We start from the raw sequence: 21,253 nt of genomic DNA on the forward strand, positions 1-21,253 counted from the left end.
ACTGGTAAGTCGTTCTGAATGCGAACGATTCGGTGATGGGCGGGAGTTTGACGGAGCCATGACCGGGGAAACGACACTCAAGGAAGTCATAAGCCGGCTCGGCAAGGCGATCGATGTGCTTGAGCACAATGTCGCATCGCGACTTGAGCATGAGCAGGATTACTCCGAAGCCGAGGCCGAAGTGCAGCGCATGAATGCCGACCGTGGCCGGCTCGCGCAGGAACTCGACAATTCCGAAGCGCGCGCCGAACGGCTGGAGGAAGCCAACAAGGAAGTATCGCGCAGGCTGGTGACGGCGATGGAAACCATCCGCGCGGTGCTGGACAGGTAGGTACGCCATGGCACAGGTTACGGTTACCATCGACGGCAAGGCCTATCGCATGGCCTGCGACGAAGGCCAGGAAGAACATCTGATCAGCCTGGCCGAGCGGTTCGATCGCTACGTCTCGCATCTGAAGGAATCCTTCGGCGAGATCGGCGACCAGCGCGTCACCGTCATGGCCGGCATCATGGTCATGGACGAGCTGTCGGAGCTTTCGAAGCGCCTCAAGGGCATGGAGAGCGAGATCAGCACGCTGCGCAAGACCCGCGACGAAGCCCTGCTGAAGGCCGACAAGAACGATGCCGCCCTTACCGGCGCGCTCAGCGGCCTTGCCCAGCGCATGGAAGACCTGGCGCAGAAGCTGGTTGCCCGGAAAGTTCAGCCGGAATCTTAAGATACAAAAGGACGTAAAAAAATCGCGCCGGCCGAAGCCGACGCGATTTGATGTTTCTGGCCTATGCCGTTGCCCGAAAGATCAGGCGGCCGGTTGGGCTTCGATGGTGCGCAGCGACTGCATCTGACGCTTGGCTGCCGCCTTGACGGCATCCTGCACCTTTTCGAAGGCGCGAACCTCGATCTGGCGGACGCGCTCGCGGCTGATGTCGAATTCGCTCGACAGCTCCTCAAGCGTCATCGGCTCGTCCGAGAGGCGGCGCGCCTCGAAGATGCGCCGTTCGCGATCGTTCAGCACCGACATGGCGCCGGCGAGCATGCCGCGCCGGTTTTCCAGCTCGTCCTGCTCGATCAGCATGGCTTCCTGGCTTTCATGGTCATCGACCAGCCAGTCCTGCCATTCGCCCGACTCGCCTTCCGTGGCGCGGATCGGCGCGTTGAGCGAGGCGTCACCCGACAGGCGGCGGTTCATCGAGACGACTTCCGCCTCGCTGACGTTCAGCCTGGTGGCGATCTCGGTGATCTGCTCAGGCTTCAAATCGCCGTCGTCGAGTGCCTGGATCTTGCCCTTGACCTTGCGCAGGTTGAAGAACAGGCGCTTCTGGTTGGCCGTGGTGCCCATTTTCACGAGGCTCCACGAGCGCAGGATGTATTCCTGGATCGAGGCCTTGATCCACCACATGGCATAGGTCGCCAGGCGGAAGCCGCGCTCCGGTTCGAATTTCTTCACGGCCTGCATCAGGCCGACATTGCCCTCGGAAATGACTTCGCCGATCGGCAGGCCATAGCCGCGATAGCCCATGGCGATCTTGGCCACGAGTCTGAGATGGCTGGTGACGAGCTTGTGGGCAGCGCCGGTGTCCTCATGCTCCTGATACCGCTTGGCGAGCATGTACTCTTCCTGCGGCTGAAGCATCGGGAACCGACGGATTTCTTCCAGGTAGCGGCTGAGGCCGCCTTCGCCGGAAACGATACTGGGTAGTGACTGGGCCATGATAGCGCCCTCCCTCTTTGAAGCGGAATGTGCCCCCTGATAAAGGCAGGCATGTGTCGCAGGTGCCTCATGCACCCCTGCGACAGCCACCTTTATACAGGAACAAATCGAGAAACGCATCCATATTGTTCAACACGAAACAGTGTGTCACGCCGAAGTGAACAATGGTTGTCAAGTTTTCACAAAGTGCGGAAACCCCGGACGATCTCGTCCATATCCCCCGGCAGAGGCGCCTCGAACCTCATCAATATATGGGTAGTGGGATGGCGAAATGCCAGTAGCCTGGCGTGCAACATTTGCCGTGAAAGATTGTCGACCAGCAGCTTCAGTTGTTCGGGCAGGCGGTTGGCCTTGGTGCGGAAGGCCTGGCCGTAATCGGGGTCGCCGACGACCGGATGGCCGATATGGGCCATGTGCACTCGGATCTGGTGCGTGCGGCCGGTTTCGAGCCGGCATTCGACAAGGGCTGCCTTCACCGTTTCCTTGTCCCGCTCGCCGAAGCGCTCGAGCACGGTGTAATGCGTGATGGCGTGGCGGGCGTCGTCGCGGCCCGCCGGCACGACTGCACGCCGGACGCGATCGGCGGCGCGGCCGAGCGGTGCGTCGATAATGCCGCTGTTCCGCGCCGGAATGTTCCAGACAAGTGCTACATAGGCGCGTTCGAGGTCGCCGGTCGCGCCGTGGTCGGCAAAGGCTTCCGACAGCGACTTGTGGGCCTTGTCGGTCTTGGCCACGACCATCACGCCCGAAGTGTCCTTGTCGAGACGATGGACGATGCCGGGGCGCTTCACGCCGCCGATACCGGACAGGCTGTCGCCGCAATGGTGGATCAGCGCGTTGACCAGCGTGCCGGTCCAGTTTCCCGCGCCGGGATGGACGACGAGGCCGGATGGCTTGTTGATGACGATGAGCTGGTCGTCCTCATAGAGAATGTCGAGGGGAATATCCTCGCCCTGCGGCTCGGCCGGCTCGGCTTCGGGCATCTCGACGGTCACCGTTTCGCCTGCGGCCATCTTGCGCTTGGTCTCGGTGACGGCCGCGCCATTGACCAGGACGGCGCCCTGCCGGATCAGCGTCTGGACGCGGTTTCGCGAGAAATCGGGGCCGAGTGCGGCGGAAAGCCACTGGTCGAGCCGGGTGCCGGCGGCAGCCGCCTCAGTGCTGAGCTCTTTCAATACGCCGCCGGCTTCGCTATCAGGGTCGCTCATTTGCGCTTTCAAAAATCCGGAACTGTTGAGACGATGGCATCGCCGAACCTGAACGACGAAGACGAAAAGCCGCTCGACCCTGCGGTCGAAAAGGTCAGGCGCAAGCTGGTGCGCTTCGTCGCCATCAATCTCGGCCTGCTGTTTCTTGCCCTTATGGCCGTGCTGGGGGCGATTGTCTACAAATCCGGCTCGAAGAGCGAGACGCCGGTTGCCGTCAACGGCGCGACCGTGCCCTCTCCTGCCGAGGGCGCCTTCCTGTCGGGCGACATCGCGCTGCCTCTGGGGGCGAAGGTCGTTTCGCAATCGCTGTCGGGCAATCGCATTTCGATCGACGCGGAGCTTGCCGACGGCAGCCGCGCCATCTTCCTCTATGACATCGCCGAGCGCCGCGTCATCGGCCAGTTCAAGATAATCGCGCAATGAGCGCGCCCGCGCGCCGAATCGCAACGGTCGCGCTTGTCGTGCGCGACTATGACGAGGCGATCGCCTGGTATGTCGAAAAGCTCGGCTTCTCGCTGCATCAGGACATCGATCTCGGCGACGGCAAGCGCTGGGTGGTCGTCGGGCTGGGCGGCGAGGGCGCAAGGGTGCTTCTCGCTCAGGCCAAGGATGAGCACGAGCTTTCGCGCGTCGGCGACCAGACGGGCGGCCGCGTCTTCCTGTTTCTGGAAACCGACGATTTCGACCGCGACCATCAAGAGATGCGCGAACGCGGCGTGACGTTCCGGGAGGGACCGCGCCGCGAAGGCTATGGCACGGTTGCGGTGTTTTCCGATCTCTACGGCAACCTCTGGGACCTGATCGAGCCGAAGCGATAGCTGCCGGCCTTGCGAATTCCGGGCTGGATTGCCGCGCCGCGCATTGCCTAGCGCCTGTTCCAGAATCGCGGTTGCCTTTTCCCGAATGCTCGCCTATATCGCGGAAGTCTTCCGCGCCCATCGTCTAGCGGTCAGGACACCGCCCTCTCACGGCGGGAACAGGGGTTCGATTCCCCTTGGGCGTACCAAAGATTTTCAAGGCCTTCGCGTGCTCGATCTCGAAAGCGGCAACAACGTTGCCCTTCGCAGCGCGTTTTTTTCGCTTCCTATGTCAAATGAAATAGTCAGGGCTTTTCCACGCGAATAAGCCTTGCGGCAGAATGGCCCTTGGCCCGCTGCCGAACTCTGGTGGCGGGCCTTTTTTTGATGGGTCGAAAATCGAAAGTTTTTTGTCCCGCCACGCCAATCAACGGTTCTGGTAATAGAAAATCCCGAAGTTCACCAGCAGCAGGGCCGCCAGCGCGGCCAGAAACCCGCGAAGAAACAGCCAGGCCTTCTGGCCTTTCGATCTCTCGCGGTTCTTTTTCGCGAATGTGACGGCAATCGCAACCCGAAAGGATATTCCGACGACTGCCGGGACGGACATGATTGCATGCTAGGCTCCATTTCTGGAGCCGGGTTAGGAAAACACGGACGCCTGTTCAATCGCTCGATGTCTCTGTCCACATATCGCGCTCTACGTCGTTATCGGCTTCCAGTCGAAAGCCGGCATCTCTCGAAATGCAAAGGGCGCTGCAATCACGAGCGGCAGTCTCTCGAAAAATGGACGCCAACCGGCTGCAAATGATGAGCCCTATCCTTGCCCTTGTGCTGCCTCGCGCACCGTCTTGAGCAGGATGGAGAAGGCAGCCGAGGTTGCGGTGTCGGTGCGCATGGTCAGGCCGACCGGGCCTTTGGTTTCGCTGGTATCGATGGGAAGCGTCGTGAGCACGCCGGTCTTCAGGTCGTCGGCGACGACGCCGGCGGAGATGATCCAGACGGCGTCGCTCTGGCGAACGAAGGCGCGGCCGAAGGAATCGGAAACGGTTTCGATCTCCGTCGGGATGGCGGCGATGCCATTGGTGATGAAGAAGCGCTCGACGAAGGGCCGGATGATGGAGCCGCGCGTCGGCATCAGCACCGGGTAGTCGCTGAGGCGCTCGAAAACGTCCGCGCCGGCGCGCAGCAGGGGGTGCTTCGGCCGCACCGCGAAGACCACCTGCTCCGAATAAAGATGCTCGAAGAAGAAGCCTGTCATCTTGTCGGGCGCGGCCAGGCGGCCGACCACGAGATCGAGCTCGCCAAGACGCAGCTGATCGAGCAGCACGGAATTCTCGCCGGTGACGATCTTGATCGTCGCGCCTGTCTTCTCCTTCAGGAACAGGCTCATGGCGCGTGGCATAATGTGCGCCGAGACCGTCGGCAGCGCGCCGATGCGGATCGGCGGCCCGCCATCGGCGCCGGCATTGGAAACGGAATCGATGCCTTGCCTGAGCGCCGTGATCGCCATGCCGGCATGCTGCATGAAGATCTCGCCCGAGCGCGTGATCTTGATGCCGCGCCCGTCGCGCTCGAAGACGGCAACGCCGAGGGCCTGTTCCAGTTCGCGGATGGTCTTGGTGACGGCCGGCTGGCTGACATTGAGCAGCCCGGCCGCCTTGACCACGCTTTTCTGGCGCGCGACTTCAAGGAAGGTCTGGAGGTGACGAAACCTGACGCGGCTCTCGATCATGGATTTTCATAACCCCTGAGTTAAGAGAATGCCACAAAATATCATTTTACCAAACCAAACAACTAGGTCATTTTCCGAAGTGAGGAGCCAAGCCATTGCAATTCATCGAAATCGGCGGCGTTACGCTGCACTACCAGCTTATCGGCGGGCCTGCGGACAAGCCGGTCATCGTCTTCGCCAATTCGCTCGGTACGGATTTCCGCATCTGGCGTGACGTGATCATCCGGCTTGCCGGCGATTTCCCGATCGTGACCTATGACAAGCGCGGCCACGGCCTGTCGGATGTGGGTGCTGCGCCCTATTCGCTCGACGATCATGTCGACGATCTTGCCGGCCTGCTCGATCATCTGAAGGTCAAGAATGCCATCATCTGCGGTCTCTCGGTGGGTGGGCTGATCGCGCAGGGGCTTTATGCGAAGCGTCCCGATCTGGTGCGGGCGCTGGCGCTTTGCGACACGGCCCACAAGATAGGCACCGCCGATAGTTGGAACACCCGCATTGCGACGGTCGAGAGCAAGGGCATCGAGATTCTGGTCGAACCGGTGATGAAGCTCTGGTTCACGCCGGCCTTCCACAAGGACCGCAAGGACGAGCTTACCGGCTACAGCAACATGCTGATGCGCCAGCCCGTGGCCGGTTACACCGGAACCTGTGCGGCACTTCGCGACGCCGACTATACGCAAGCGGCGAAGGCAATCGCGGTGCCGACGCTCTGCGTCGTCGGCGATCAGGACGGCTCGACGCCGCCCGACCTCGTGCGCTCGATGGCCGATCTCATTCCAGGCAGCCGCTTCAAGATTATCCCCGGTGCCGGGCACATTCCTTGCGTCGAGCAGCCCGAAGCGCTGGTCGATCTCATTCGCGGCTTCATCGCCGATCTTCCATCCGGAGACTAAGACCATGCATCAACCGGCTCAGGACTCGGCCAGGTATCGCGAAGGGCTCGCCGTCAGGCGGTCCGTGCTCGGCGATGCCCATGTCGATCGTGCCTCGAAGGCCTCGACCGATTTCGACCAGCCGTTCCAGCAGTTGATAACGGAAGCGGCCTGGGGCACCGTCTGGGCACGACCGGGCTGGAGCAAGCGCGAGCGCTCGATGGTGACGCTGGCGCTGCTGGCAGCCCTCGGCCATGACGAGGAGGTTGCCATGCATGTGCGCGCCACCGCCAATACCGGCGCCACGCGCGAGGATATCTGCGAAGCCTTCCTGCATGTCGCGATCTATGCCGGCGTGCCGGCGGCAAACCGCGCCATCAAGATCGCCAAGGAAGTGTTTGCCGAAATGGACGCGCAGGGCGATAACGCAAAATGACTGCCGATCCACTGTCGAACCGCAAGCCGGAAACCGGCGCCTTCTTCCAGCGCGACCGCGCCTGGCATCCGGCGGCTTTCACGCCGGGCTACAAGACTTCCGTGCTGCGCTCGCCGCAGAAGGCGCTGCTGTCGCTCGACAACACGCTGTCGGAAATCACCGGGCCGGTGTTCGGCCATGATATCCTCGGCGAACTCGACAACGACCTGATCCATAATTTCGCCAGGCCCGGCGAGAGCGCCATCGGCCCGCGCATCGTCGTCTATGGCCGGGTGCTGGACGAGCGCGGCAAGGGCGTGCCCGGCGCGCTGCTCGAATTCTGGCAGGCCAATGCCGGCGGCCGCTATCGCCACAAGAAGGAAGGCTATGTCGCCGCGCTCGATCCGAATTTCGGCGGCTGCGGCCGCACCATCACCGACGAGGATGGCGGATATGCTTTCCGCACCATCCAGCCCGGCCCTTATCCCTGGCCGAACGGCCCGAATGACTGGCGGCCGGCGCATATCCATTTCTCGGTGTTCGGTCATGGCTTTGCACAGCGGCTGATCACACAGATGTATTTCGAGGGCGACCCGATGATCTGGCAGTGCCCGATCGTGAAGACCATTCCCGATCGGGCGGCGGTGGAAACGCTGATCGCAGCACTCGACATGCAGGCGACGATCCCGATGGATGCACGCGCCTACAAGTTCGACATCGTGCTGCGCGGGCGGCGTTCGTCGCTGTTCGAAAACAGGCTGGAGGGCAATTGATGGCGCAGTCACTCGATCGCCTCAGGGAAAGCGCCTCGCAGACCGCCGGGCCATACGTGCATATCGGCCTGACGCCGAATTTTTGCGGCATCGGCGGTGTTTACGACCGCGATCTCGGCGAGGGCATGGTCAACGACAAGACCAAAGGCGAGCACATCCACGTGCGCATGCGCGTGCTCGACGGCACCGGCACGCCGCTGAAGGATGCGCTGGTCGAGATATGGCAGGCCGACAGCGCCGGCCTCTACAATTCGCCGTCTGAATTGCGCGGCGCGGCCGATCCGAATTTCGTCGGCTGGGGCCGCAAGGCGACCGACATGGACACGGGCGAATGCGTGTTCGAAACGATCAAGCCGGGCCGGGTGCCGTTCAAGGACGGCAGGCTGATGGCCCCGCACATTACGGTGTGGATCGTGGCACGCGGCATCAATATCGGGCTCCACACGCGCATGTATTTTCCCGACGAGGAAAAGGCCAATGCGGAAGACCCGGTGCTGGCCCGCATCGAGCACCGCGTGCGCGTGCCGACGCTGATTGCAGTCCGGCAGGCGGACGGTTCTTACGTCTTCGACATCCATCTCCAGGGGGAGAAGGAAACGGTCTTCTTCGATATCTGAATCATGACCGTATCGCCCTTCGATCACCCCTTCCTGTCCGGTCTGCTCGGCGACGAGGAGACCGCGCGGCATTTTTCGGCTGAGGCCGAGATCGCGGCGATGCTCGATTTCGAGCGGGCGCTGGCCGAGGCCGAAGCGGGCGAGGGGATTATTGGTGCGGAAGCGGCGGCCGCAATCGTGGCCGCACTCGGTGCGTTCAAGCCGGATATGGCAGCGCTGAAGGCAGGCGTCGCGCGCGACGGTGTTGTGGTGCCGGAACTGGTGCGCCAGCTTCGCGAGGCTGTCGGCAAGCCGCATGACAAAGCCGTGCATTTCGGCGCGACGAGCCAGGACGTGATCGATACCGCGCTGATCCTGCGGCTGAAGCCGGTGATCAAGCATTTCGACCGGCAGCTTGCGGCGCTGGTCGATGCGTTTGCAGCGCTTGAAGATCGTTTCGGTGTACGATCCTTGATGGGCAAGACCCGAATGCAGGCGGCGATCGAAATATCGGTCGCGGATCGGGTTCGTTCGTGGCGGGAGCCGCTGGTGCGGCATCGCGAGCGACTGGCGCAGCAGAAGAAGAAATTGCTCGTCGTCCAGTTCGGTGGTGCAGCCGGCACGCTGGAGAAATTCGGCGACAACGGGCAGGCCGTGCGCAAGGCGCTGGCGGCGAAGCTCGGATTGGCCGATGCGCCGCAATGGCACAGCCAGCGTGATCGATTGGCAGATTTTGCGGGCTCGTTGTCGCTGATCACCGGTAGCCTCGGCAAGTTCGGGCAGGATGTGGCGCTGATGGCGCAGGCCGGCGGCGAGATCGCGCTGAAGGGCGGCGGCGGCTCGTCGGCCATGCCGCACAAGCAGAACCCGGTGGCAGCGGAAGTTCTGGTGTCACTGGCGCGGTTCAATGCGACCCAGCTTTCGGGCATGCATCAGGCGCTGGTTCATGAGCAGGAGCGCTCGGGCTCGGCCTGGACGCTGGAATGGCTGATCCTGCCGCAGATGGTCGCTGCGACGGCTGCCTCGCTGCGGCTCGGCGGCGAGCTTGTGGGACAGATCGAGAGCTTGGGTGGTTGATGGAAGGTTGGGCTCATTGCAGCACCCCCTCTGGCCTGCCGTGATGGACCTGAGTACGGGGCTATACCCCCACCCCTAACCCTCCCCACAGGGGGGAGGGGGACGATTTCGTCGCTTTGGCCACCAAGAACGGTGAACGATCGACGCCGAGCGGATGTGCAGCAAAGTTCCCCTCCCCCCTGTGGGGAGGGGTTAGGGGTGGGGGTAGCCTTCGACCGACTGGATGCAGTGAATAAAGAAGGAAAAGAATGCGCACGCAGGTCGTCATCATCGGCTCGGGTCCGTCCGGCCTTCTGCTTGGGCAGCTTCTGGCCGGCATAGGCGTCGAGAACGTCATTCTCGAGCGTGTCGACCGCGACTATGTGCTGGGGCGCGTGCGTGCCGGCGTGCTGGAGCAGGGGACTGTCGATCTTCTCGATGAGGCCGGCGCAGGTGCCCGGATGCATGCCGAGGGCCTGCCGCATGACGGCATCTCGCTTGCTTTCGACAACCGGCTGCACCGCATCGATCTGGCAACACTGACCGGCGGCAAGCGCGTGACGGTCTATGGCCAGACCGAGGTGACCCACGATTTGATGGACAAGCGCGCCGCTGGCGGGCTGCTCACGGTCTACGACGCCAAGAATGTGATGCCGCAGGACTTCGATACGGCGTCTCCGTTTGTCACCTATGAGAAGGACGGCGTCACCCATCGCATCGATTGCGATTTCATTGCCGGCTGTGACGGGTTTCACGGCATCAGCCGCAAGTCGGTGCCGCAGGATGCGCTGAAGCTGTTCGAGCGCGCCTATCCGTTCGGCTGGCTCGGCATTCTCGCCGAAGTGCCGCCGGCCGATCACGAACTGATCTACGCCAACCATCCGCGCGGCTTCGCGCTGTGTTCGATGCGGTCCGAGCATCGCAGCCGCTACTATGTGCAGTGCCCGATCGACGACAAGGTCGAGAACTGGAGCGACGAGCGTTTCTGGGACGAGCTGCGCCTGCGGCTGCCGAAGGAAGCTGCCGAAAAAGTCACGGTCGGGCCGTCCTTCGAAAAGTCGATCGCGCCGCTGCGCTCCTTCGTCGCCGAGCCGATGCAGTTTGGCCGGCTGTCGCTGGTGGGCGATGCTGCCCACATCGTGCCGCCGACCGGCGCCAAGGGGCTGAACCTCGCGGCAAGCGACGTGCGCTATCTGTTTTCGGGGTTGCGGGAGTTCTATCTCGACAGATCGTCGGCAGGCATGGACGCCTACTCTGGCAAGGCGCTTTCGCGGGTGTGGAAGGCGGTGCGCTTTTCCTGGTGGATGACGACGATGCTGCATCGCTTCCCCGACACGGACGCCTTCGGCCAGCGTATCCAGGAGGCTGAGCTGGATTATCTCGTGCATTCCCAGGCGGCCGCCACGTCACTTGCCGAGAACTATGTCGGGCTGCCTTATTAGACGCGGCCATGACGTAGGGATGTATATCCCAGTGATTATGCATTGCTCGTTTCTTTTCATTTTACATTACCGTTTCGAGCATGACATTTGCGATGGTGGGTTTGGTATGGCTCGGTGGGAGGAGCCGCTGTGATCTGGTGGAGGAAAACATGAAAAAGCTTCTCTTGGCCGCGACTGCGGCACTCGCTCTTTGCGGCTCGGCCTATGCCGATACGATCAAGGTTGGCGTCGTTGGCCCGTTCTCGGGGCCGTTCGCCATTCAGGGCAAGAATTTCAAGGCCGGCATCGACGCCTGGATGGCGCTCAATGGTAGCAAGGTCGGCGAAGACGATATCGAGATCGTCTATCGCGATGTGCCGCAGGCCGATCCGGCGCAGTCCAAGGCGCTGGCGCAGGAACTGGTGGTCAAGGAAGGCGTGCAGTATCTCGCCGGCTTCTACTTCACGCCGGACGCCATGGCGGTGACGCCGCTGCTCGAGCAGGCAAACGTGCCGCTGGTGGTCATGAATGCTGCGACCTCGGCGATCGTTACCAAGAGCCCCCTGGTCGTGCGCACGTCGTTCACCACTTGGCAGACCTCCGTGCCGATGGCCAAGGTCGCCAAGGAGCGCGGCGTCAAGAAGGTGATCACCGTGGTCAGCGACTACGGTCCGGGCGTCGACTCGGAAAACGCCTTCGTCACGACGTTCAAGGCCGAGGGCGGGGAGATCGCCGAGTCGGTGCGCATGCCGCTGTCGACCAATGATTTCAGCCCGATCATGCAGCGCGTGAAGGATTCCGGCGCGGACGCCGTCTTTGCCTTCCTGCCGTCCGGCCCGACGACGCTCGGCTTCGTCAAGGCCTACAATGACAACGGCCTGAAGAACGCCGGCATAACCCTGCTCGCGCCGGGCGACCTGACGCAGGAATCCGACCTGCCGGCACTTGGTGCTTCCGCAGAAGGCATGCTCACCACGTTCCATTACGCGATCTCGCATGACTCGGCCGAGAACAAGAAGTTCGTCGAAGCCGCGCACAAGGCCATCGGCAACCCGGCGGAACTGTCGTTCCCCTCGGTCGGCGCCTATGACGGCATGCATGTCATCTACAAGATGATCGAGGCGACCGGCGGCAAGCAGGATGCGCAGAAGGCCGTCGATGCGGTGAAGGGGATGGCGTGGGAAAGCCCGCGCGGCCCGGTTTCGATCGACGCCGAAAGCCGCCACATGACGCAGAACATCTATCTGCGCGAGGTCACCAAGGCCGAGGACGGCACCTATTACAACAAGGAAATCGCGACTTTCGAGAAGCAGCCTGATCCGGGTCTGGCTCACGTAAAGTAGGCGAAGCCGTCTAGGAAACGCGCCCGGTAGCCAGCCGGCTTCCGGGCGATTGTTGGATCAAGCGATGCAGACTGTTTTCAGTGTTGGGGTGGACGCGCTTGCCTATGGCATGGTGCTGTTCGTCATCTCGATCGGACTGTCGGTGACCATGGGCCTGATGCGCGTGGTCAATCTCGCCCATGGCGCATTCGCGATGATCGGCGGTTATATCGCCTCCTATGCGGCGCGCGACCTTGGCCTCGCCTACGGCTTTGCCATTCTGATCGCGGTTGCCGGCACGATCATCATCGCCATTCCGATCGAGCGTTTTCTCTACCGCCGCATCTATGGCGCGCCGGAACTGACACAGGTGCTGATGACCATCGGCATTACCTTCTGCGTCATCGGTATCGCCAATTATGTCTTCGGGCCGACGCTGAAGACCATTCCGCTGCCCGAAACCTTGCGCGGGCCCGTCGATCTCGGCTTCCGCTCGATTGCCGCGCACAAGCTGTTCGCCATCGCCTGCGGCGTCGTGGTCGCCGGCGCGCTCTGGTATCTGATCGAGAAGACGTCCTTCGGCGTGAAGCTACGGGCTTCCGTCGACAATGCGGCGATGGCCGCATCGCTCGGCGTGCGCACCAAGATCGTCTATGCCGTCAGCTTCGCCGTTGCGGTCGGGCTGGCAGCCTTCGGCGGCATCGTCGGGGCGGAACTGCTGCCGATCGAGCCATACTACGCGCTGCGCTACATGGTGACGTTCCTGGTCGTCGTCTCGGTCGGCGGGGCAGGGTCCATTCCCGGCGCGCTGCTTGCCTGCCTGGTGCTCGGCGCCATCGACACGACGGGGCGCTATCTGGTGCCGGAATATGGCGAGTTCTTCTTCTATCTCGCGGTGATCGCGATCGTCTGCGTCTTCCCGCGCGGCCTTCTGGGCAGGAACAAATAGATGGCGGCGATCGAAAACACGGCCACCGCCAGACCTGCCGCCGAGCGCCCGAACTGGCTGCTGCGCGACCTTGCCGGCCTTGCCATCATCCTGATCGTTGCCGCGATCGGCTACTTTCTCTTCCCGAACAATCTGGCGCTGCTGACACGCATTCTCGGCATCGCGCTGCTGGTGCTGTCGCTCGATCTCGTCACCGGCTATTGCGGTGTGGCGACGCTCGGCCATGCGGCATTGTTTGGCGCGGGCGCTTACGCGTCGGGCATCGCCGCGGTGCATTTCGGCATAACCGACCCGATCGCCATGGTCGGTGTGGGGGCCATTGGCGGGGCGATTGCCGGGCTGGTTTCCGGGGCGATCATCCTGCGCGGGCATGGGCTGGCGCAGCTGGTGCTTTCCATCGCCGTGATCCACCTGTTCCACGAAGCGGCGAACAAGGCATCTAGCTATACGGGTGGCAGCGATGGCCTTGCCGGCATTGCGCCCGATCCGGTGTTCGGCCTGTTCGGCTTCGACCTCTGGGGCCGCACGGCCTATGGCTTCGGCGTGGCGCTGCTGGTCATCGTCTTCATCCTGCTGCGCTTTCTGGTGCGCTCGCCCTTCGGCATGCTGTGCCGCGGCATCAAGGAAGACCCGATCCGCGTGAGCGCCATGGGCGCTTCGGTGCAGGGCACGCTGATCAAGATGTATGTCATTTCCGGTGCGGTCGCCGGCGTCGGCGGCGCGCTCAACGCCATCTCCACGCAGGTCGTCGGGCTGGACAGTCTGAGTTTCACCACTTCGGCAGAGGCGTTGGTCATGCTGGTGCTGGGCGGCACCGGCTCGCTCTATGGCGCGCTGATCGGCACGGTCACCTTCATGTGGTTCGAGGATTTCGTCTCGGCGGCAAATCCGTTTCACTGGCTGACAATCGTCGGCGCGCTGCTGATCGCGGTGGTGCTGTTTGCGCCGAAGGGCCTCTACGGCACGGCGGCACAGCTTCTCGATCGTTTCAGGGGGCGTTCATGAGCGCAGTCTTCCAGGTCGAAAAACTCCGCAAGTCGTTCGGCGGGCTTGCCGTTACACAGGATGTGTCGATCTCGATGCAGCCGGGCGATCGTGTCGCGCTGATCGGGCCGAACGGTGCCGGCAAGACGACCTTCGTCAATCTGGTCACCGGGCATCTGGAGCCGGATGCGGGCAAGGTGTTGCTCGCTGGCGAGGACGTCACCGCGCAGGGCCCGACGCGCCGCGTGCGGCAGGGGCTGGTGCGATCGTTCCAGGTGACGCGGCTGTTCTCCGAGATGACGCCGGAGGAGCATATTGCGATTGCGATCCTGCAGCGCACCGGGCGCTCGGGCCGTGTCTTCGGCAATTTCCATGCGATGCCTGACGTGATGAAGGAGACCGATGCGCTGCTCGCCACGCTCGGGCTCGACCATATCGCAACCCGCAAGGTCAGCGAGATCGCTTATGGCCAGCAGCGCCTGCTGGAAATCGCGCTGGCGCTGGCGCTCAAGCCGAAAGTGCTGCTGCTCGATGAGCCGGCGGCAGGCGTGCCGCAGAGCGATACGCCGCGCATCGAGGCGGCCCTTGCCGGATTGCCGTCGGACCTCGCCGTGCTGATGATCGAGCACGACATGGATCTCGTTTTTCGCTTCGCCAAGCGCGTCATCGTGATCGCGGCCGGCGCCATCATCTTCGACGGTTCGCCGCAGGACGTGACCAGGGATGCGCGTGTGCGCGAGGCCTATCTCGGAAACTATGCCAATGCCAGCCACGCCGCTTGAAGTTACCGATCTCAGCGCCGGCTACGGGCCGACGCGCGTGCTGGAGGGCGTCAGCTTTTCCGTGCCGGCCGGCTCTCGCCTTGCCGTCCTTGGCCGCAACGGCATGGGCAAGACGACGCTGCTGGCCACCATCGCCGGCCAGACCAAGCGCTATGGAGGCGCGATCCGCTTGGGCGACACCGAGCTGACGAGCCTCGAAAGCTCGTCGCGCGCCAGAAGCGGCCTCGGCTATGTGCCGCAGGCCCGCTGCATTTTTCCGTCGCTGACGGTCGAGGAAAACCTGTTCGTCGGCCTGAAGGACCGTGACCGCTCGGCGATCTCGGAAGCCTATGAGATGTTCCCGCGTCTGGCCGAGCGGCGAAAGAATCTCGGCTCGCAACTTTCCGGCGGCGAGCAGCAGATGCTGACCACCGCGCGCAGCATTCTCGGCAAGCCGACCGTGCTGCTGCTGGACGAGCCGCTGGAAGGGCTGGCGCCGGTCATCTGCGAAGAGCTGATGGCGGCTTTTTCCAAGCTTGCGTCAGGCGGCGAGATGACGGTGGTCCTGGTCGAACAGCGCATTCAAAGCGCGCTGGATTTCGCCGATCGCGCGATCATTCTGGAGCGCGGGCGTGTGGCGTGGGCGGGAACGCCGGCGGAGCTTGCGGCGCAGCCGGAGGTGGTGGAGAGGCTGCTGGGGGTTGGCGGGCTGCATTGAGGGGTGCAGCGTCTCCCTCCCCCTTGAGGGGAGGGTGGCGGCGAAGCCGCCGGGTGGGGTCGTTACGGCAGTGCGCCGACGCGAAGGAACGTCGAGCACTGCCGCGATGACCCCACCCGCTTCCTTCGCTTCGCTCAGTACGCGACCTCCCCTCAAGGGGGAGGTGGGCGTTGGCGTTCACTACACGAAAAAATCCTCGATCCGAGCCGCCGTTTCCTGCAACAGCGGCATGAACTTCCTTTCCATCTCGGCTACCGAATAACGCGCCGATTGCGTCGAGACATTGATCGCCGCGACGATGGCGCCGGAGCGGTCGCGCAGGGGGACGGCGACCGAGCGCAGGCCGATCTCCAATTCCTCGTCGACGACGGCGTAACCGTCCTGCCTCACCCCGGCGATAATCGCGGCGAGTTGCTTCTTGTCGGTGACGGTCTTTTCCGTCTTGGGCGTGAGTTTCGCCCTGTCGAGAAAGGCATCCAGCTCTTCCGGCTTCAGTCCCGACAGGAGGACGCGGCCCATGCCCGTGCAATAGGCAGGCAGATGCGCGCCGACGTGAAGCTCGAGGCTGACGATCCGTGGCCCCTGCACACGAGCGACATAGACGACGTCTTCGCCCGACAGGATCGTCGCCGAGCAGGATTCCTGCAACGTCGTTGCCGTCTGCCGCATGAAGGGCTCGGCAAAACCCCATAGCGATGTGCCCTGCAGCCAGGTGCGCGCCACCGAAAGCAGGCGCGGCGAGAGCGCGAACTGGCGGCCGGTCTGCGTGGCATAGCCGGTAGCCGTCAGCGTGAGCAGGAAGCGCCTTGCCCCGGCGCGGGTCAGCCCTGCCTTTTCGGCCATCTCCGTCAGCGTCAATCCGGCCGGGTGTGCGGCTAGGATTTCCATGACGCCGAGGCCGCGTTCCAGTGAGCCGACGTGATCACGTGCGGTCTCTTCATCGCGCATTGGCGTGGCTCCAAAAGCGGGGCTTCCGGCCAGGGAGCCGGATTGACTTTTCATCATGGTTCATTCACAAAGTATCGCATGTAAAACAAATGTTCGCAATACGAACTTTTTGATTTGTGCTGGCGAGATACAAACGAGGCGGTAGCGGCGGTTTGCGGCTGCGGTTGTCGCCACTGTCAGTCACGATGGGTGAGGATCGACGATGAGCAAAATCAGTCCAAGCGTGGAGGAGGCGGTCTCCCACATAAGGGACGGCATGGTGGTGATGATTGGCGGGTTCGGTGGCGCTGGCGCGCCGATCGAGCTCATCCACGCGCTGGTCGAGCGCTACAAGAAGACCGGGTCACCGGGCCGGCTTACTGTCGTCAACAACAATGCCGGCAATGGCGCGGTCGGCATCGCGGCGATGATCTATGCCGGCATGGTCGCCAAGATGGTCTGTTCGTTCCCGCGCTCATCCGATCCCAAGGCTTTCACGGAAAAATATCTCGCCGGCGAAATCGAGCTTGAGCTGGTGCCGCAGGGAACGCTGGCCGAGCGCATCCGCGCCGGCGGTGCGGGCATCCCCGCCTTCTACACGCCGACGAGCTTCGGCACGCTGGTCGCGGAAGGAAAGCCGGTCGGCGAATTCGACGGCAGGAAATACGTTCAGGAGCGCTGGCTCAAGGCGGACGTGGCCCTGATCAAGGCCGAACTCGCCGACCGCAAGGGCAACCTCACCTATCACATGGCGGCGCGGAATTTCTCGCCGCTGATGGCGACTGCGGCGGCAGTCACCATCGTGCAGGCAAGCCGGATCATGGAGCCGGGCGGGATCGATCCCGAACATGTGGTGACCCCGGGCATATTCGTGAACCGGATCGTGGAAGTGCCGAACCCGAAGCAGGAAGAAGCTCTGTTGCGCGAGGTGACCAAGTGATGACCGCCAAACTGACGAATGCGCAGATCGCATGGCGCGCCGCGCAGGACATTCCCAACGATGCCTATGTGAACCTTGGCATCGGCTTTCCCGAGATGGTTGCCAAGTTCAAGCCCAAGGGCCGCGAGGTCATCTATCACACCGAGAACGGCATCCTCGATTTCGGCGAGGCCCCGCCCGCCGGCGAGGAGGACTGGGACCTGATCAACGCCGGCAAGAAGGCGGTCACCCTCAATCCGGGCGCTGCTTTCTTCCACCACGCCGACAGCTTTGCCATGGTGCGCGGCGGCCATCTGGATGTCGCCATTCTGGGTGCCTATGAGGTTGCCGAAAACGGCGATCTGGCGAACTGGAGCACGGGCCCGGGCTCGGTGCCGGCAGTGGGCGGGGCGATGGACCTTGTGCATGGCGCCAAGCGGGTTTGCGTCATCACCGACCACACCACGAAGGACGGTAAGCCCAAGCTGCTCAAGCAGTGCCGGCTTCCCCTGACCGGCGTCGGCTGCGTGACGACGGTCTATACCAGCCTTGCCGTGGTCGACATCGTGAATGCTCGCTTCGTTCTTCGGGAAAAACTGCCGAGCATCAGCCTGGACGAATTGCAGGCCTTGACCGAAGCCACGCTGGTGGTCGAAGGCACCGTCAAAGATCTTGTTGTTCCGGAGGTTTGAACATGGCTGACGCTTATATCTGCGACTACATCCGCACGCCGATCGGCCGTTTTGGCGGTTCGTTGTCCTCGGTTCGCGCCGACGATCTTGGCGCTGTGCCGCTGAGGGCCCTTATCGAGCGCAACGCTTCGGTCGACTGGGCGGCGGTGGACGATGTCGTCTATGGCTGCGCCAACCAGGCTGGCGAGGACAATCGCAATGTCGCGCGCATGGCGCTGCTGCTGGCCGGGTTGCCGAAGGACGTTTCGGGCTCGACCGTCAACCGCCTTTGCGGTTCGGGCATGGATGCGCTGACGATTGCCGCGCGCGCCATCAAGGCGGGCGAGGCGGAACTGATGATCGCCGGCGGCGTCGAATCGATGAGCCGCGCGCCCTTCGTCATGCCCAAGGCCGACACGGCCTTTTCGCGCAATGCCGAAATCTACGACACCACCATCGGCTGGCGCTTCATCAACCCGGTGATGAAGAAGCAGTATGGCGTCGATTCCATGCCGGAAACCGGCGAGAACGTCGCTGCGGATTTCAACGTTTCCCGCGCCGATCAGGACGCCTTTGCCGCGCGCAGCCAGGACAAAGCGGTTGCCGCGCAGGCCAATGGCCGGCTCGCCAAGGAAATCACCCCGGTGACGATCCCGCAGCGCAAGGGCGACGCCATCGTCGTTGCCAAGGACGAGCATCCGCGCGCCGGCACCACCGTCGAGACGCTGGCCAAGCTGCCGACGCCCTTCAAGAAAGAGGGCGGCACTGTGACCGCCGGCAATGCCTCCGGCGTTAATGACGGCGCTGCTGCGCTCATCGTCGCCTCGGAGGCTGCGGTGAAGAAATATGGCCTGACGCCGATCGCCCGCGTGCTCGGTGGGGCAGCGGCGGGTGTCGCGCCGCGCATCATGGGCATCGGCCCGGCGCCGGCGACGCAGAAGCTCTGCGCCCGGCTCGGCATCAAGCCGAGCGATTTCGACGTCATCGAACTCAACGAAGCATTTGCCTCCCAAGGCATCGCCGTGCTCCGCGAACTCGGCATTGCCGAAGACGCGGAGCACGTCAACCCGAATGGCGGCGCGATCGCGCTCGGCCATCCGCTCGGCATGTCGGGCGCGCGCATTGCCGGCACGGCAGCGCTGGAGCTGCGGGAGCGCGGCGGCAGGCTGGCGCTGGCGACGATGTGCATCGGCGTCGGGCAGGGGATTGCGATCGCGCTGGAGCGGGTTTGAGGATTCGGCCGATTAATCTCGGTGGGCAATCGCACCTGAGGAACCCCCACCCCTAACCCCTCCCCACAAGGGGGAGGGGAACTTTGTTGCGCTACTCACACCGATCTTCCGCGTTTTGGTCGCCAAGACGACGAAATCGTCCCCCTCCCCCCTTGTGGGGAGGGGCTAGGGGTGGGGGTGCATCCGCCCGCTCAGCCCTGTAAGGAAACCTGCGCGGTAGCTTTAGAGCGTCCTAAGCCAGCTCGAACGCCACCGCCTTCTGCTCGCGTGACAGCAGCGTGCGCTTGCGCGTGAAACCCCAGCGATAACCGGACAGCGAGCCGTCCTTCTTCACCACGCGGTGGCAGGGAACGAGGATCGCGATCGTATTGGCCGCGCAGGCTTCCGCGACTTCGCGGGCCTCGCGGGGATTGCCGAGCTTTGCTGCGATGTCGCCATAGCTGGTGGTCTTGCCGGCGGGGATCGCGCGCAGCGCTTCCCATACGCGCTGTTCGTAGTCGCTGCCGTGCAGGTCTAGCGGTAGATCGATATCCTGTTCCGGGTGGTCGATCAGGCCGGCAAGCTTCGCGACTGTACCGCCAAGCCCGCTCTCGTCTTCGACGATAGCGGCGTCCGCGAACCGCTCACGCAGGGCATCGAGCGATGCCGCCCGCCGATCTGAAAACTCGAACATGACGAGGCCGCGCTCGGAGCGTGCGGCGATGAAGTCACCAAGGGAGCTTTGGCCCCAGGCATAGCGAATTGTGGTGTGCATTTTTCCAATCCTTCGAAATTTTCAATGTGACTGGAAGATAAGCCCCTGTGCCGGCACAAACGACCCGATTCATGCGCTCCCGGCATTTGCTTCGTGGTCGAGCAGCCAGCGCTTGCGCTCGAGGCCGCCGCCATAGCGCACCAGGTCGCCGCCGGCACCGACAAGCCGATGACAGGGAACAACGATGGAAAGCGGGTTGGCGCCGTTGGCTGCACCGACGGCGCGAATGGCCTTGGGTTTTCCTATGTGTGCGGCAAGGGCCGAATAGGCGAGCCGCTTGCCCGGTTCGACCCGGCGCAAGGCTTGCCAGACCGCGTTCTGGAAATCGGTGCCGCTCAGGGCAACAGCGATTTCATCAAGGGCCACTAATTTGCCGGCAAAGTAATCCGAAAATGCTTTTGCGGTTGCCGCCGGGACATGTCCGGGCACCAGCACATAGCCATCGGGGCCGAAGCGTCGGCGCAGCCAGCGATCGAGGCGATGGCCGCAATCCTCGAATTCGGCAGCGCACAGGCTGCCGTCACCGTCAGCCAGCAGCACGAGGCGGCCGATTGGCGTGTCGATCGTCTCGGCGATAAGCGCCACCAGGGTTTTTTCGTCTCTTGCGGGTGCCTTTGCTCTCATCATGCTCATTTGGCGTCGTGAAAGATGATGCCAACCGTGTGACGCTTGCCCGAGCGGACCCGGCTGACGCCATGGCGCAGATTGACCCGGTAGCTGCCCTTCGTACCCTGAACCGGGCGGTTGTGCACGGCAAAAGCCACCGCATCGCCCTGGCGCAGCGGAACGACCTCGGCACGGCTTTGCATGCGCGGGCGCTGTTCGGTCAGCACGAATTCGCCGCCGGTGAAATCCTTGCCCGGTTCCGACAGCAGGATCGCCACCTGCAGCGGGAAGGCGAGGTCGCCATAGAGGTCCTGATGCAGGCAGTTGAAGTCGCCGGGAACGTATTGAAGCAGCAGCGGCGTCGGGCGGGTCTGGCCGGCGTCATGGCAGGCTTTCAGGAAATCGGCGTGGGTTTCCGGGTAGCGCGCAGCGATGTTCATGCGGGCGTTCCAGTCGTTCGCGATGGGTGCGAGACGAGGGTAGAGTGCTGTGCGCAGGCCGCCGAGAAGGCCCGGCAGCGGGTAGCGGAAATAGCGGTACTCGCCCTTGCCGAAGCCATGCCGCGCCATGTGGATATGGCTGCGAAAATGCTCCTCATGCGGGTAGAGTTCCGCGATGTCGCGGCATTCTTGCGGCGTCAGAAGTTTTTCCAGCACGGCGCAGCCATAGCCGCTCAGATCGCCGGCAAGCGCATCCCAATCATATCCGGCGACGCGGTCCGTGGCGGTGCTCTCTGCGGGTGCGTTTTCCGTGATTTTTGCTCGTGCGTTCATGGCCGTTGATCCTGTCCAGCTCGTTTCCGCAAGGTAGAGATCCATCTCGACGCCA

General features: G+C 63.2%; 26 protein-coding genes and 1 tRNA gene. 19 read left to right on the forward strand and 8 right to left on the reverse strand.

What is annotated here, in order from left to right:
- Positions 1 to 58 precede the first annotated feature (58 nt).
- Both BM413_RS01790 and BM413_RS01795 read left to right on the forward strand, forming a co-directional pair.
- Positions 59 to 331 (forward strand): DUF4164 domain-containing protein, encoded by a 273-nt coding sequence (locus BM413_RS01790; protein WP_091909554.1) that lies wholly within the window; start codon positions 59 to 61, stop codon positions 329 to 331.
- Between the two features lie 7 nt (positions 332 to 338).
- Positions 339 to 716 carry a cell division protein ZapA gene (locus BM413_RS01795; protein ID WP_091909557.1) on the forward strand — a complete coding sequence of 126 codons (378 nt, stop codon included), beginning with the start codon at positions 339 to 341 and terminating at the stop codon, positions 714 to 716.
- 81 nt (positions 717 to 797) lie between these two features.
- Here BM413_RS01795 and rpoH read toward each other — a convergent pair whose 3' ends face one another.
- Both rpoH and BM413_RS01805 read right to left on the reverse strand, forming a co-directional pair.
- Positions 798 to 1,709 carry an RNA polymerase sigma factor RpoH gene (gene rpoH, locus BM413_RS01800; protein ID WP_091909560.1) on the reverse strand — a complete coding sequence of 304 codons (912 nt, stop codon included), beginning with the start codon at positions 1,707 to 1,709 and terminating at the stop codon, positions 798 to 800.
- A 179-nt stretch (positions 1,710 to 1,888) separates the two neighbouring features.
- Positions 1,889 to 2,917: an RluA family pseudouridine synthase gene (locus BM413_RS01805; RefSeq protein ID WP_091909563.1), complete on the reverse strand. Its 1,029-nt coding sequence runs from the start codon at positions 2,915 to 2,917 to the stop codon at positions 1,889 to 1,891.
- Between the two features lie 33 nt (positions 2,918 to 2,950).
- Between BM413_RS01805 and BM413_RS01810 the strand changes: the two genes are divergently transcribed.
- The 3 genes from BM413_RS01810 (at position 2,951) to BM413_RS01820 (ending at position 3,923) form a co-directional block, all read left to right on the forward strand.
- Positions 2,951 to 3,340 carry a fimbrial protein gene (locus BM413_RS01810; protein WP_091909565.1) on the forward strand — a complete coding sequence of 130 codons (390 nt, stop codon included), beginning with the start codon at positions 2,951 to 2,953 and terminating at the stop codon, positions 3,338 to 3,340.
- On the forward strand, positions 3,337 to 3,735 hold the full coding sequence (locus BM413_RS01815) for a VOC family protein (protein ID WP_091909568.1): 399 nt from the start codon (positions 3,337 to 3,339) through the stop codon (positions 3,733 to 3,735). Before BM413_RS01810 ends, BM413_RS01815 begins: the two co-directional genes overlap by 4 nt.
- 113 nt (positions 3,736 to 3,848) lie before the next feature.
- Positions 3,849 to 3,923 (forward strand) — tRNA-Glu (locus tag BM413_RS01820).
- A gap of 218 nt (positions 3,924 to 4,141) precedes the next feature.
- Here BM413_RS01820 and BM413_RS01825 read toward each other — a convergent pair.
- Entirely contained in the window at positions 4,142 to 4,321 is a 180-nt protein-coding gene (locus tag BM413_RS01825) for a hypothetical protein (protein WP_091909570.1), read from the reverse strand.
- Positions 4,322 to 4,528: 207 nt separating this feature from the next.
- Complete coding sequence (gene pcaQ / locus BM413_RS01830) at positions 4,529 to 5,446, reverse strand: pca operon transcription factor PcaQ (protein ID WP_091909573.1); 918 nt, start codon at positions 5,444 to 5,446, stop codon at positions 4,529 to 4,531.
- A gap of 95 nt (positions 5,447 to 5,541) precedes the next feature.
- Between pcaQ and pcaD the strand changes: the two genes are divergently transcribed.
- From pcaD to BM413_RS01885, 11 genes are all read left to right on the forward strand, one after another.
- On the forward strand, positions 5,542 to 6,342 hold the full coding sequence (pcaD, locus tag BM413_RS01835) for a 3-oxoadipate enol-lactonase (RefSeq protein ID WP_091909575.1): 801 nt from the start codon (positions 5,542 to 5,544) through the stop codon (positions 6,340 to 6,342).
- Positions 6,343 to 6,346: 4 nt separating this feature from the next.
- Entirely contained in the window at positions 6,347 to 6,757 is a 411-nt protein-coding gene (pcaC, locus tag BM413_RS01840) for a 4-carboxymuconolactone decarboxylase (RefSeq protein ID WP_091909578.1), read from the forward strand.
- On the forward strand, positions 6,754 to 7,509 hold the full coding sequence (pcaH, locus tag BM413_RS01845; RefSeq protein WP_091909581.1) for a protocatechuate 3,4-dioxygenase subunit beta: 756 nt from the start codon (positions 6,754 to 6,756) through the stop codon (positions 7,507 to 7,509). The genes pcaC and pcaH overlap by 4 nt, the downstream gene beginning before the upstream one ends.
- A complete protein-coding gene (gene pcaG, locus BM413_RS01850) occupies positions 7,509 to 8,126 on the forward strand; it encodes a protocatechuate 3,4-dioxygenase subunit alpha (protein WP_091909583.1) in 618 nt (205 codons plus the stop codon). Before pcaH ends, pcaG begins: the two co-directional genes overlap by 1 nt.
- A 3-nt stretch (positions 8,127 to 8,129) precedes the next feature.
- The gene (locus tag BM413_RS01855; RefSeq protein WP_091909586.1) at positions 8,130 to 9,182 is read left to right on the forward strand and encodes a 3-carboxy-cis,cis-muconate cycloisomerase; all 1,053 of its coding nucleotides are present in this window, start codon (positions 8,130 to 8,132) and stop codon (positions 9,180 to 9,182) included.
- A gap of 248 nt (positions 9,183 to 9,430) precedes the next feature.
- Positions 9,431 to 10,603, forward strand: a complete 1,173-nt coding sequence (pobA, locus tag BM413_RS01860; RefSeq protein WP_091909589.1) for a 4-hydroxybenzoate 3-monooxygenase — start codon at positions 9,431 to 9,433, stop codon at positions 10,601 to 10,603.
- 149 nt (positions 10,604 to 10,752) lie between these two features.
- Positions 10,753 to 11,925: an ABC transporter substrate-binding protein gene (locus tag BM413_RS01865; RefSeq protein WP_091909592.1), complete on the forward strand. Its 1,173-nt coding sequence runs from the start codon at positions 10,753 to 10,755 to the stop codon at positions 11,923 to 11,925.
- A gap of 64 nt (positions 11,926 to 11,989) precedes the next feature.
- On the forward strand, positions 11,990 to 12,853 hold the full coding sequence (locus tag BM413_RS01870) for a branched-chain amino acid ABC transporter permease (RefSeq protein ID WP_091910283.1): 864 nt from the start codon (positions 11,990 to 11,992) through the stop codon (positions 12,851 to 12,853).
- Entirely contained in the window at positions 12,854 to 13,858 is a 1,005-nt protein-coding gene (locus BM413_RS01875; RefSeq protein ID WP_091909595.1) for a branched-chain amino acid ABC transporter permease, read from the forward strand.
- On the forward strand, positions 13,855 to 14,619 hold the full coding sequence (locus BM413_RS01880) for an ABC transporter ATP-binding protein (protein ID WP_091909598.1): 765 nt from the start codon (positions 13,855 to 13,857) through the stop codon (positions 14,617 to 14,619). Before BM413_RS01875 ends, BM413_RS01880 begins: the two co-directional genes overlap by 4 nt.
- Positions 14,600 to 15,316: an ABC transporter ATP-binding protein gene (locus tag BM413_RS01885; RefSeq protein ID WP_091909600.1), complete on the forward strand. Its 717-nt coding sequence runs from the start codon at positions 14,600 to 14,602 to the stop codon at positions 15,314 to 15,316. Before BM413_RS01880 ends, BM413_RS01885 begins: the two co-directional genes overlap by 20 nt.
- A gap of 180 nt (positions 15,317 to 15,496) precedes the next feature.
- On the opposite strand, the gene BM413_RS01890 is transcribed toward BM413_RS01885, so the two are convergent.
- Positions 15,497 to 16,264 carry an IclR family transcriptional regulator domain-containing protein gene (locus tag BM413_RS01890; protein WP_091909603.1) on the reverse strand — a complete coding sequence of 256 codons (768 nt, stop codon included), beginning with the start codon at positions 16,262 to 16,264 and terminating at the stop codon, positions 15,497 to 15,499.
- Positions 16,265 to 16,466: 202 nt separating this feature from the next.
- On the opposite strand from BM413_RS01890, the gene BM413_RS01895 reads away from it, so the two are divergent.
- The 3 genes from BM413_RS01895 to pcaF are packed head-to-tail and all read left to right on the forward strand — an operon-like array spanning position 16,467 to position 19,065.
- Positions 16,467 to 17,183, forward strand: a complete 717-nt coding sequence (locus tag BM413_RS01895) for a 3-oxoacid CoA-transferase subunit A (protein ID WP_091909604.1) — start codon at positions 16,467 to 16,469, stop codon at positions 17,181 to 17,183.
- Positions 17,183 to 17,854, forward strand: a complete 672-nt coding sequence (locus BM413_RS01900; protein ID WP_091909607.1) for a 3-oxoacid CoA-transferase subunit B — start codon at positions 17,183 to 17,185, stop codon at positions 17,852 to 17,854. The genes BM413_RS01895 and BM413_RS01900 overlap by 1 nt, the downstream gene beginning before the upstream one ends.
- Before the next feature lie 2 nt (positions 17,855 to 17,856).
- The gene (gene pcaF, locus BM413_RS01905) at positions 17,857 to 19,065 is read left to right on the forward strand and encodes a 3-oxoadipyl-CoA thiolase (protein WP_091909610.1); all 1,209 of its coding nucleotides are present in this window, start codon (positions 17,857 to 17,859) and stop codon (positions 19,063 to 19,065) included.
- 232 nt (positions 19,066 to 19,297) lie between these two features.
- Here pcaF and BM413_RS01910 read toward each other — a convergent pair whose 3' ends face one another.
- From BM413_RS01910 to BM413_RS01920, 3 genes are all read right to left on the reverse strand, one after another.
- On the reverse strand, positions 19,298 to 19,819 hold the full coding sequence (locus tag BM413_RS01910; RefSeq protein ID WP_091909613.1) for a methylated-DNA--[protein]-cysteine S-methyltransferase: 522 nt from the start codon (positions 19,817 to 19,819) through the stop codon (positions 19,298 to 19,300).
- Positions 19,820 to 19,888: 69 nt separating this feature from the next.
- On the reverse strand, positions 19,889 to 20,452 hold the full coding sequence (locus BM413_RS01915; protein ID WP_244537712.1) for a methylated-DNA--[protein]-cysteine S-methyltransferase: 564 nt from the start codon (positions 20,450 to 20,452) through the stop codon (positions 19,889 to 19,891).
- Entirely contained in the window at positions 20,449 to 21,198 is a 750-nt protein-coding gene (locus tag BM413_RS01920; RefSeq protein ID WP_091909616.1) for a 2OG-Fe(II) oxygenase, read from the reverse strand. The genes BM413_RS01915 and BM413_RS01920 overlap by 4 nt, the downstream gene beginning before the upstream one ends.
- Positions 21,199 to 21,253 lie beyond the last annotated feature (55 nt).

It is taken from the genome of Mesorhizobium sp. YR577 (assembly GCF_900116595.1).
Classification (GTDB): Bacteria; Pseudomonadota; Alphaproteobacteria; order Rhizobiales; family Rhizobiaceae; genus Mesorhizobium_M.

What these genes read in the sequence shown, in the direction of transcription:
- BM413_RS01790 (WP_091909554.1), top strand. Translation starts at nt 59, where the DNA reads ATGACCGGGGAAACGACACTCAAGGAAGTCATAAGCCGGCTCGGCAAG.
- BM413_RS01795 (WP_091909557.1), top strand. Translation starts at nt 339, where the DNA reads ATGGCACAGGTTACGGTTACCATCGACGGCAAGGCCTATCGCATGGCC.
- rpoH (WP_091909560.1), bottom strand. Translation starts at nt 1,709, where the DNA reads ATGGCCCAGTCACTACCCAGTATCGTTTCCGGCGAAGGCGGCCTCAGC.
- BM413_RS01805 (WP_091909563.1), bottom strand. Translation starts at nt 2,917, where the DNA reads ATGAGCGACCCTGATAGCGAAGCCGGCGGCGTATTGAAAGAGCTCAGC.
- BM413_RS01810 (WP_091909565.1), top strand. Translation starts at nt 2,951, where the DNA reads ATGGCATCGCCGAACCTGAACGACGAAGACGAAAAGCCGCTCGACCCT.
- BM413_RS01815 (WP_091909568.1), top strand. Translation starts at nt 3,337, where the DNA reads ATGAGCGCGCCCGCGCGCCGAATCGCAACGGTCGCGCTTGTCGTGCGC.
- BM413_RS01825 (WP_091909570.1), bottom strand. Translation starts at nt 4,321, where the DNA reads ATGTCCGTCCCGGCAGTCGTCGGAATATCCTTTCGGGTTGCGATTGCC.
- pcaQ (WP_091909573.1), bottom strand. Translation starts at nt 5,446, where the DNA reads ATGATCGAGAGCCGCGTCAGGTTTCGTCACCTCCAGACCTTCCTTGAA.
- pcaC (WP_091909578.1), top strand. Translation starts at nt 6,347, where the DNA reads ATGCATCAACCGGCTCAGGACTCGGCCAGGTATCGCGAAGGGCTCGCC.
- pcaH (WP_091909581.1), top strand. Translation starts at nt 6,754, where the DNA reads ATGACTGCCGATCCACTGTCGAACCGCAAGCCGGAAACCGGCGCCTTC.
- pcaG (WP_091909583.1), top strand. Translation starts at nt 7,509, where the DNA reads ATGGCGCAGTCACTCGATCGCCTCAGGGAAAGCGCCTCGCAGACCGCC.
- BM413_RS01855 (WP_091909586.1), top strand. Translation starts at nt 8,130, where the DNA reads ATGACCGTATCGCCCTTCGATCACCCCTTCCTGTCCGGTCTGCTCGGC.
- pobA (WP_091909589.1), top strand. Translation starts at nt 9,431, where the DNA reads ATGCGCACGCAGGTCGTCATCATCGGCTCGGGTCCGTCCGGCCTTCTG.
- BM413_RS01865 (WP_091909592.1), top strand. Translation starts at nt 10,753, where the DNA reads ATGAAAAAGCTTCTCTTGGCCGCGACTGCGGCACTCGCTCTTTGCGGC.
- BM413_RS01870 (WP_091910283.1), top strand. Translation starts at nt 11,990, where the DNA reads ATGCAGACTGTTTTCAGTGTTGGGGTGGACGCGCTTGCCTATGGCATG.
- BM413_RS01875 (WP_091909595.1), top strand. Translation starts at nt 12,854, where the DNA reads ATGGCGGCGATCGAAAACACGGCCACCGCCAGACCTGCCGCCGAGCGC.
- BM413_RS01880 (WP_091909598.1), top strand. Translation starts at nt 13,855, where the DNA reads ATGAGCGCAGTCTTCCAGGTCGAAAAACTCCGCAAGTCGTTCGGCGGG.
- BM413_RS01885 (WP_091909600.1), top strand. Translation starts at nt 14,600, where the DNA reads ATGCCAGCCACGCCGCTTGAAGTTACCGATCTCAGCGCCGGCTACGGG.
- BM413_RS01890 (WP_091909603.1), bottom strand. Translation starts at nt 16,264, where the DNA reads ATGCGCGATGAAGAGACCGCACGTGATCACGTCGGCTCACTGGAACGC.
- BM413_RS01895 (WP_091909604.1), top strand. Translation starts at nt 16,467, where the DNA reads ATGAGCAAAATCAGTCCAAGCGTGGAGGAGGCGGTCTCCCACATAAGG.
- BM413_RS01900 (WP_091909607.1), top strand. Translation starts at nt 17,183, where the DNA reads ATGACCGCCAAACTGACGAATGCGCAGATCGCATGGCGCGCCGCGCAG.
- pcaF (WP_091909610.1), top strand. Translation starts at nt 17,857, where the DNA reads ATGGCTGACGCTTATATCTGCGACTACATCCGCACGCCGATCGGCCGT.
- BM413_RS01910 (WP_091909613.1), bottom strand. Translation starts at nt 19,819, where the DNA reads ATGCACACCACAATTCGCTATGCCTGGGGCCAAAGCTCCCTTGGTGAC.
- BM413_RS01915 (WP_244537712.1), bottom strand. Translation starts at nt 20,452, where the DNA reads ATGAGCATGATGAGAGCAAAGGCACCCGCAAGAGACGAAAAAACCCTG.
- BM413_RS01920 (WP_091909616.1), bottom strand. Translation starts at nt 21,198, where the DNA reads ATGAACGCACGAGCAAAAATCACGGAAAACGCACCCGCAGAGAGCACC.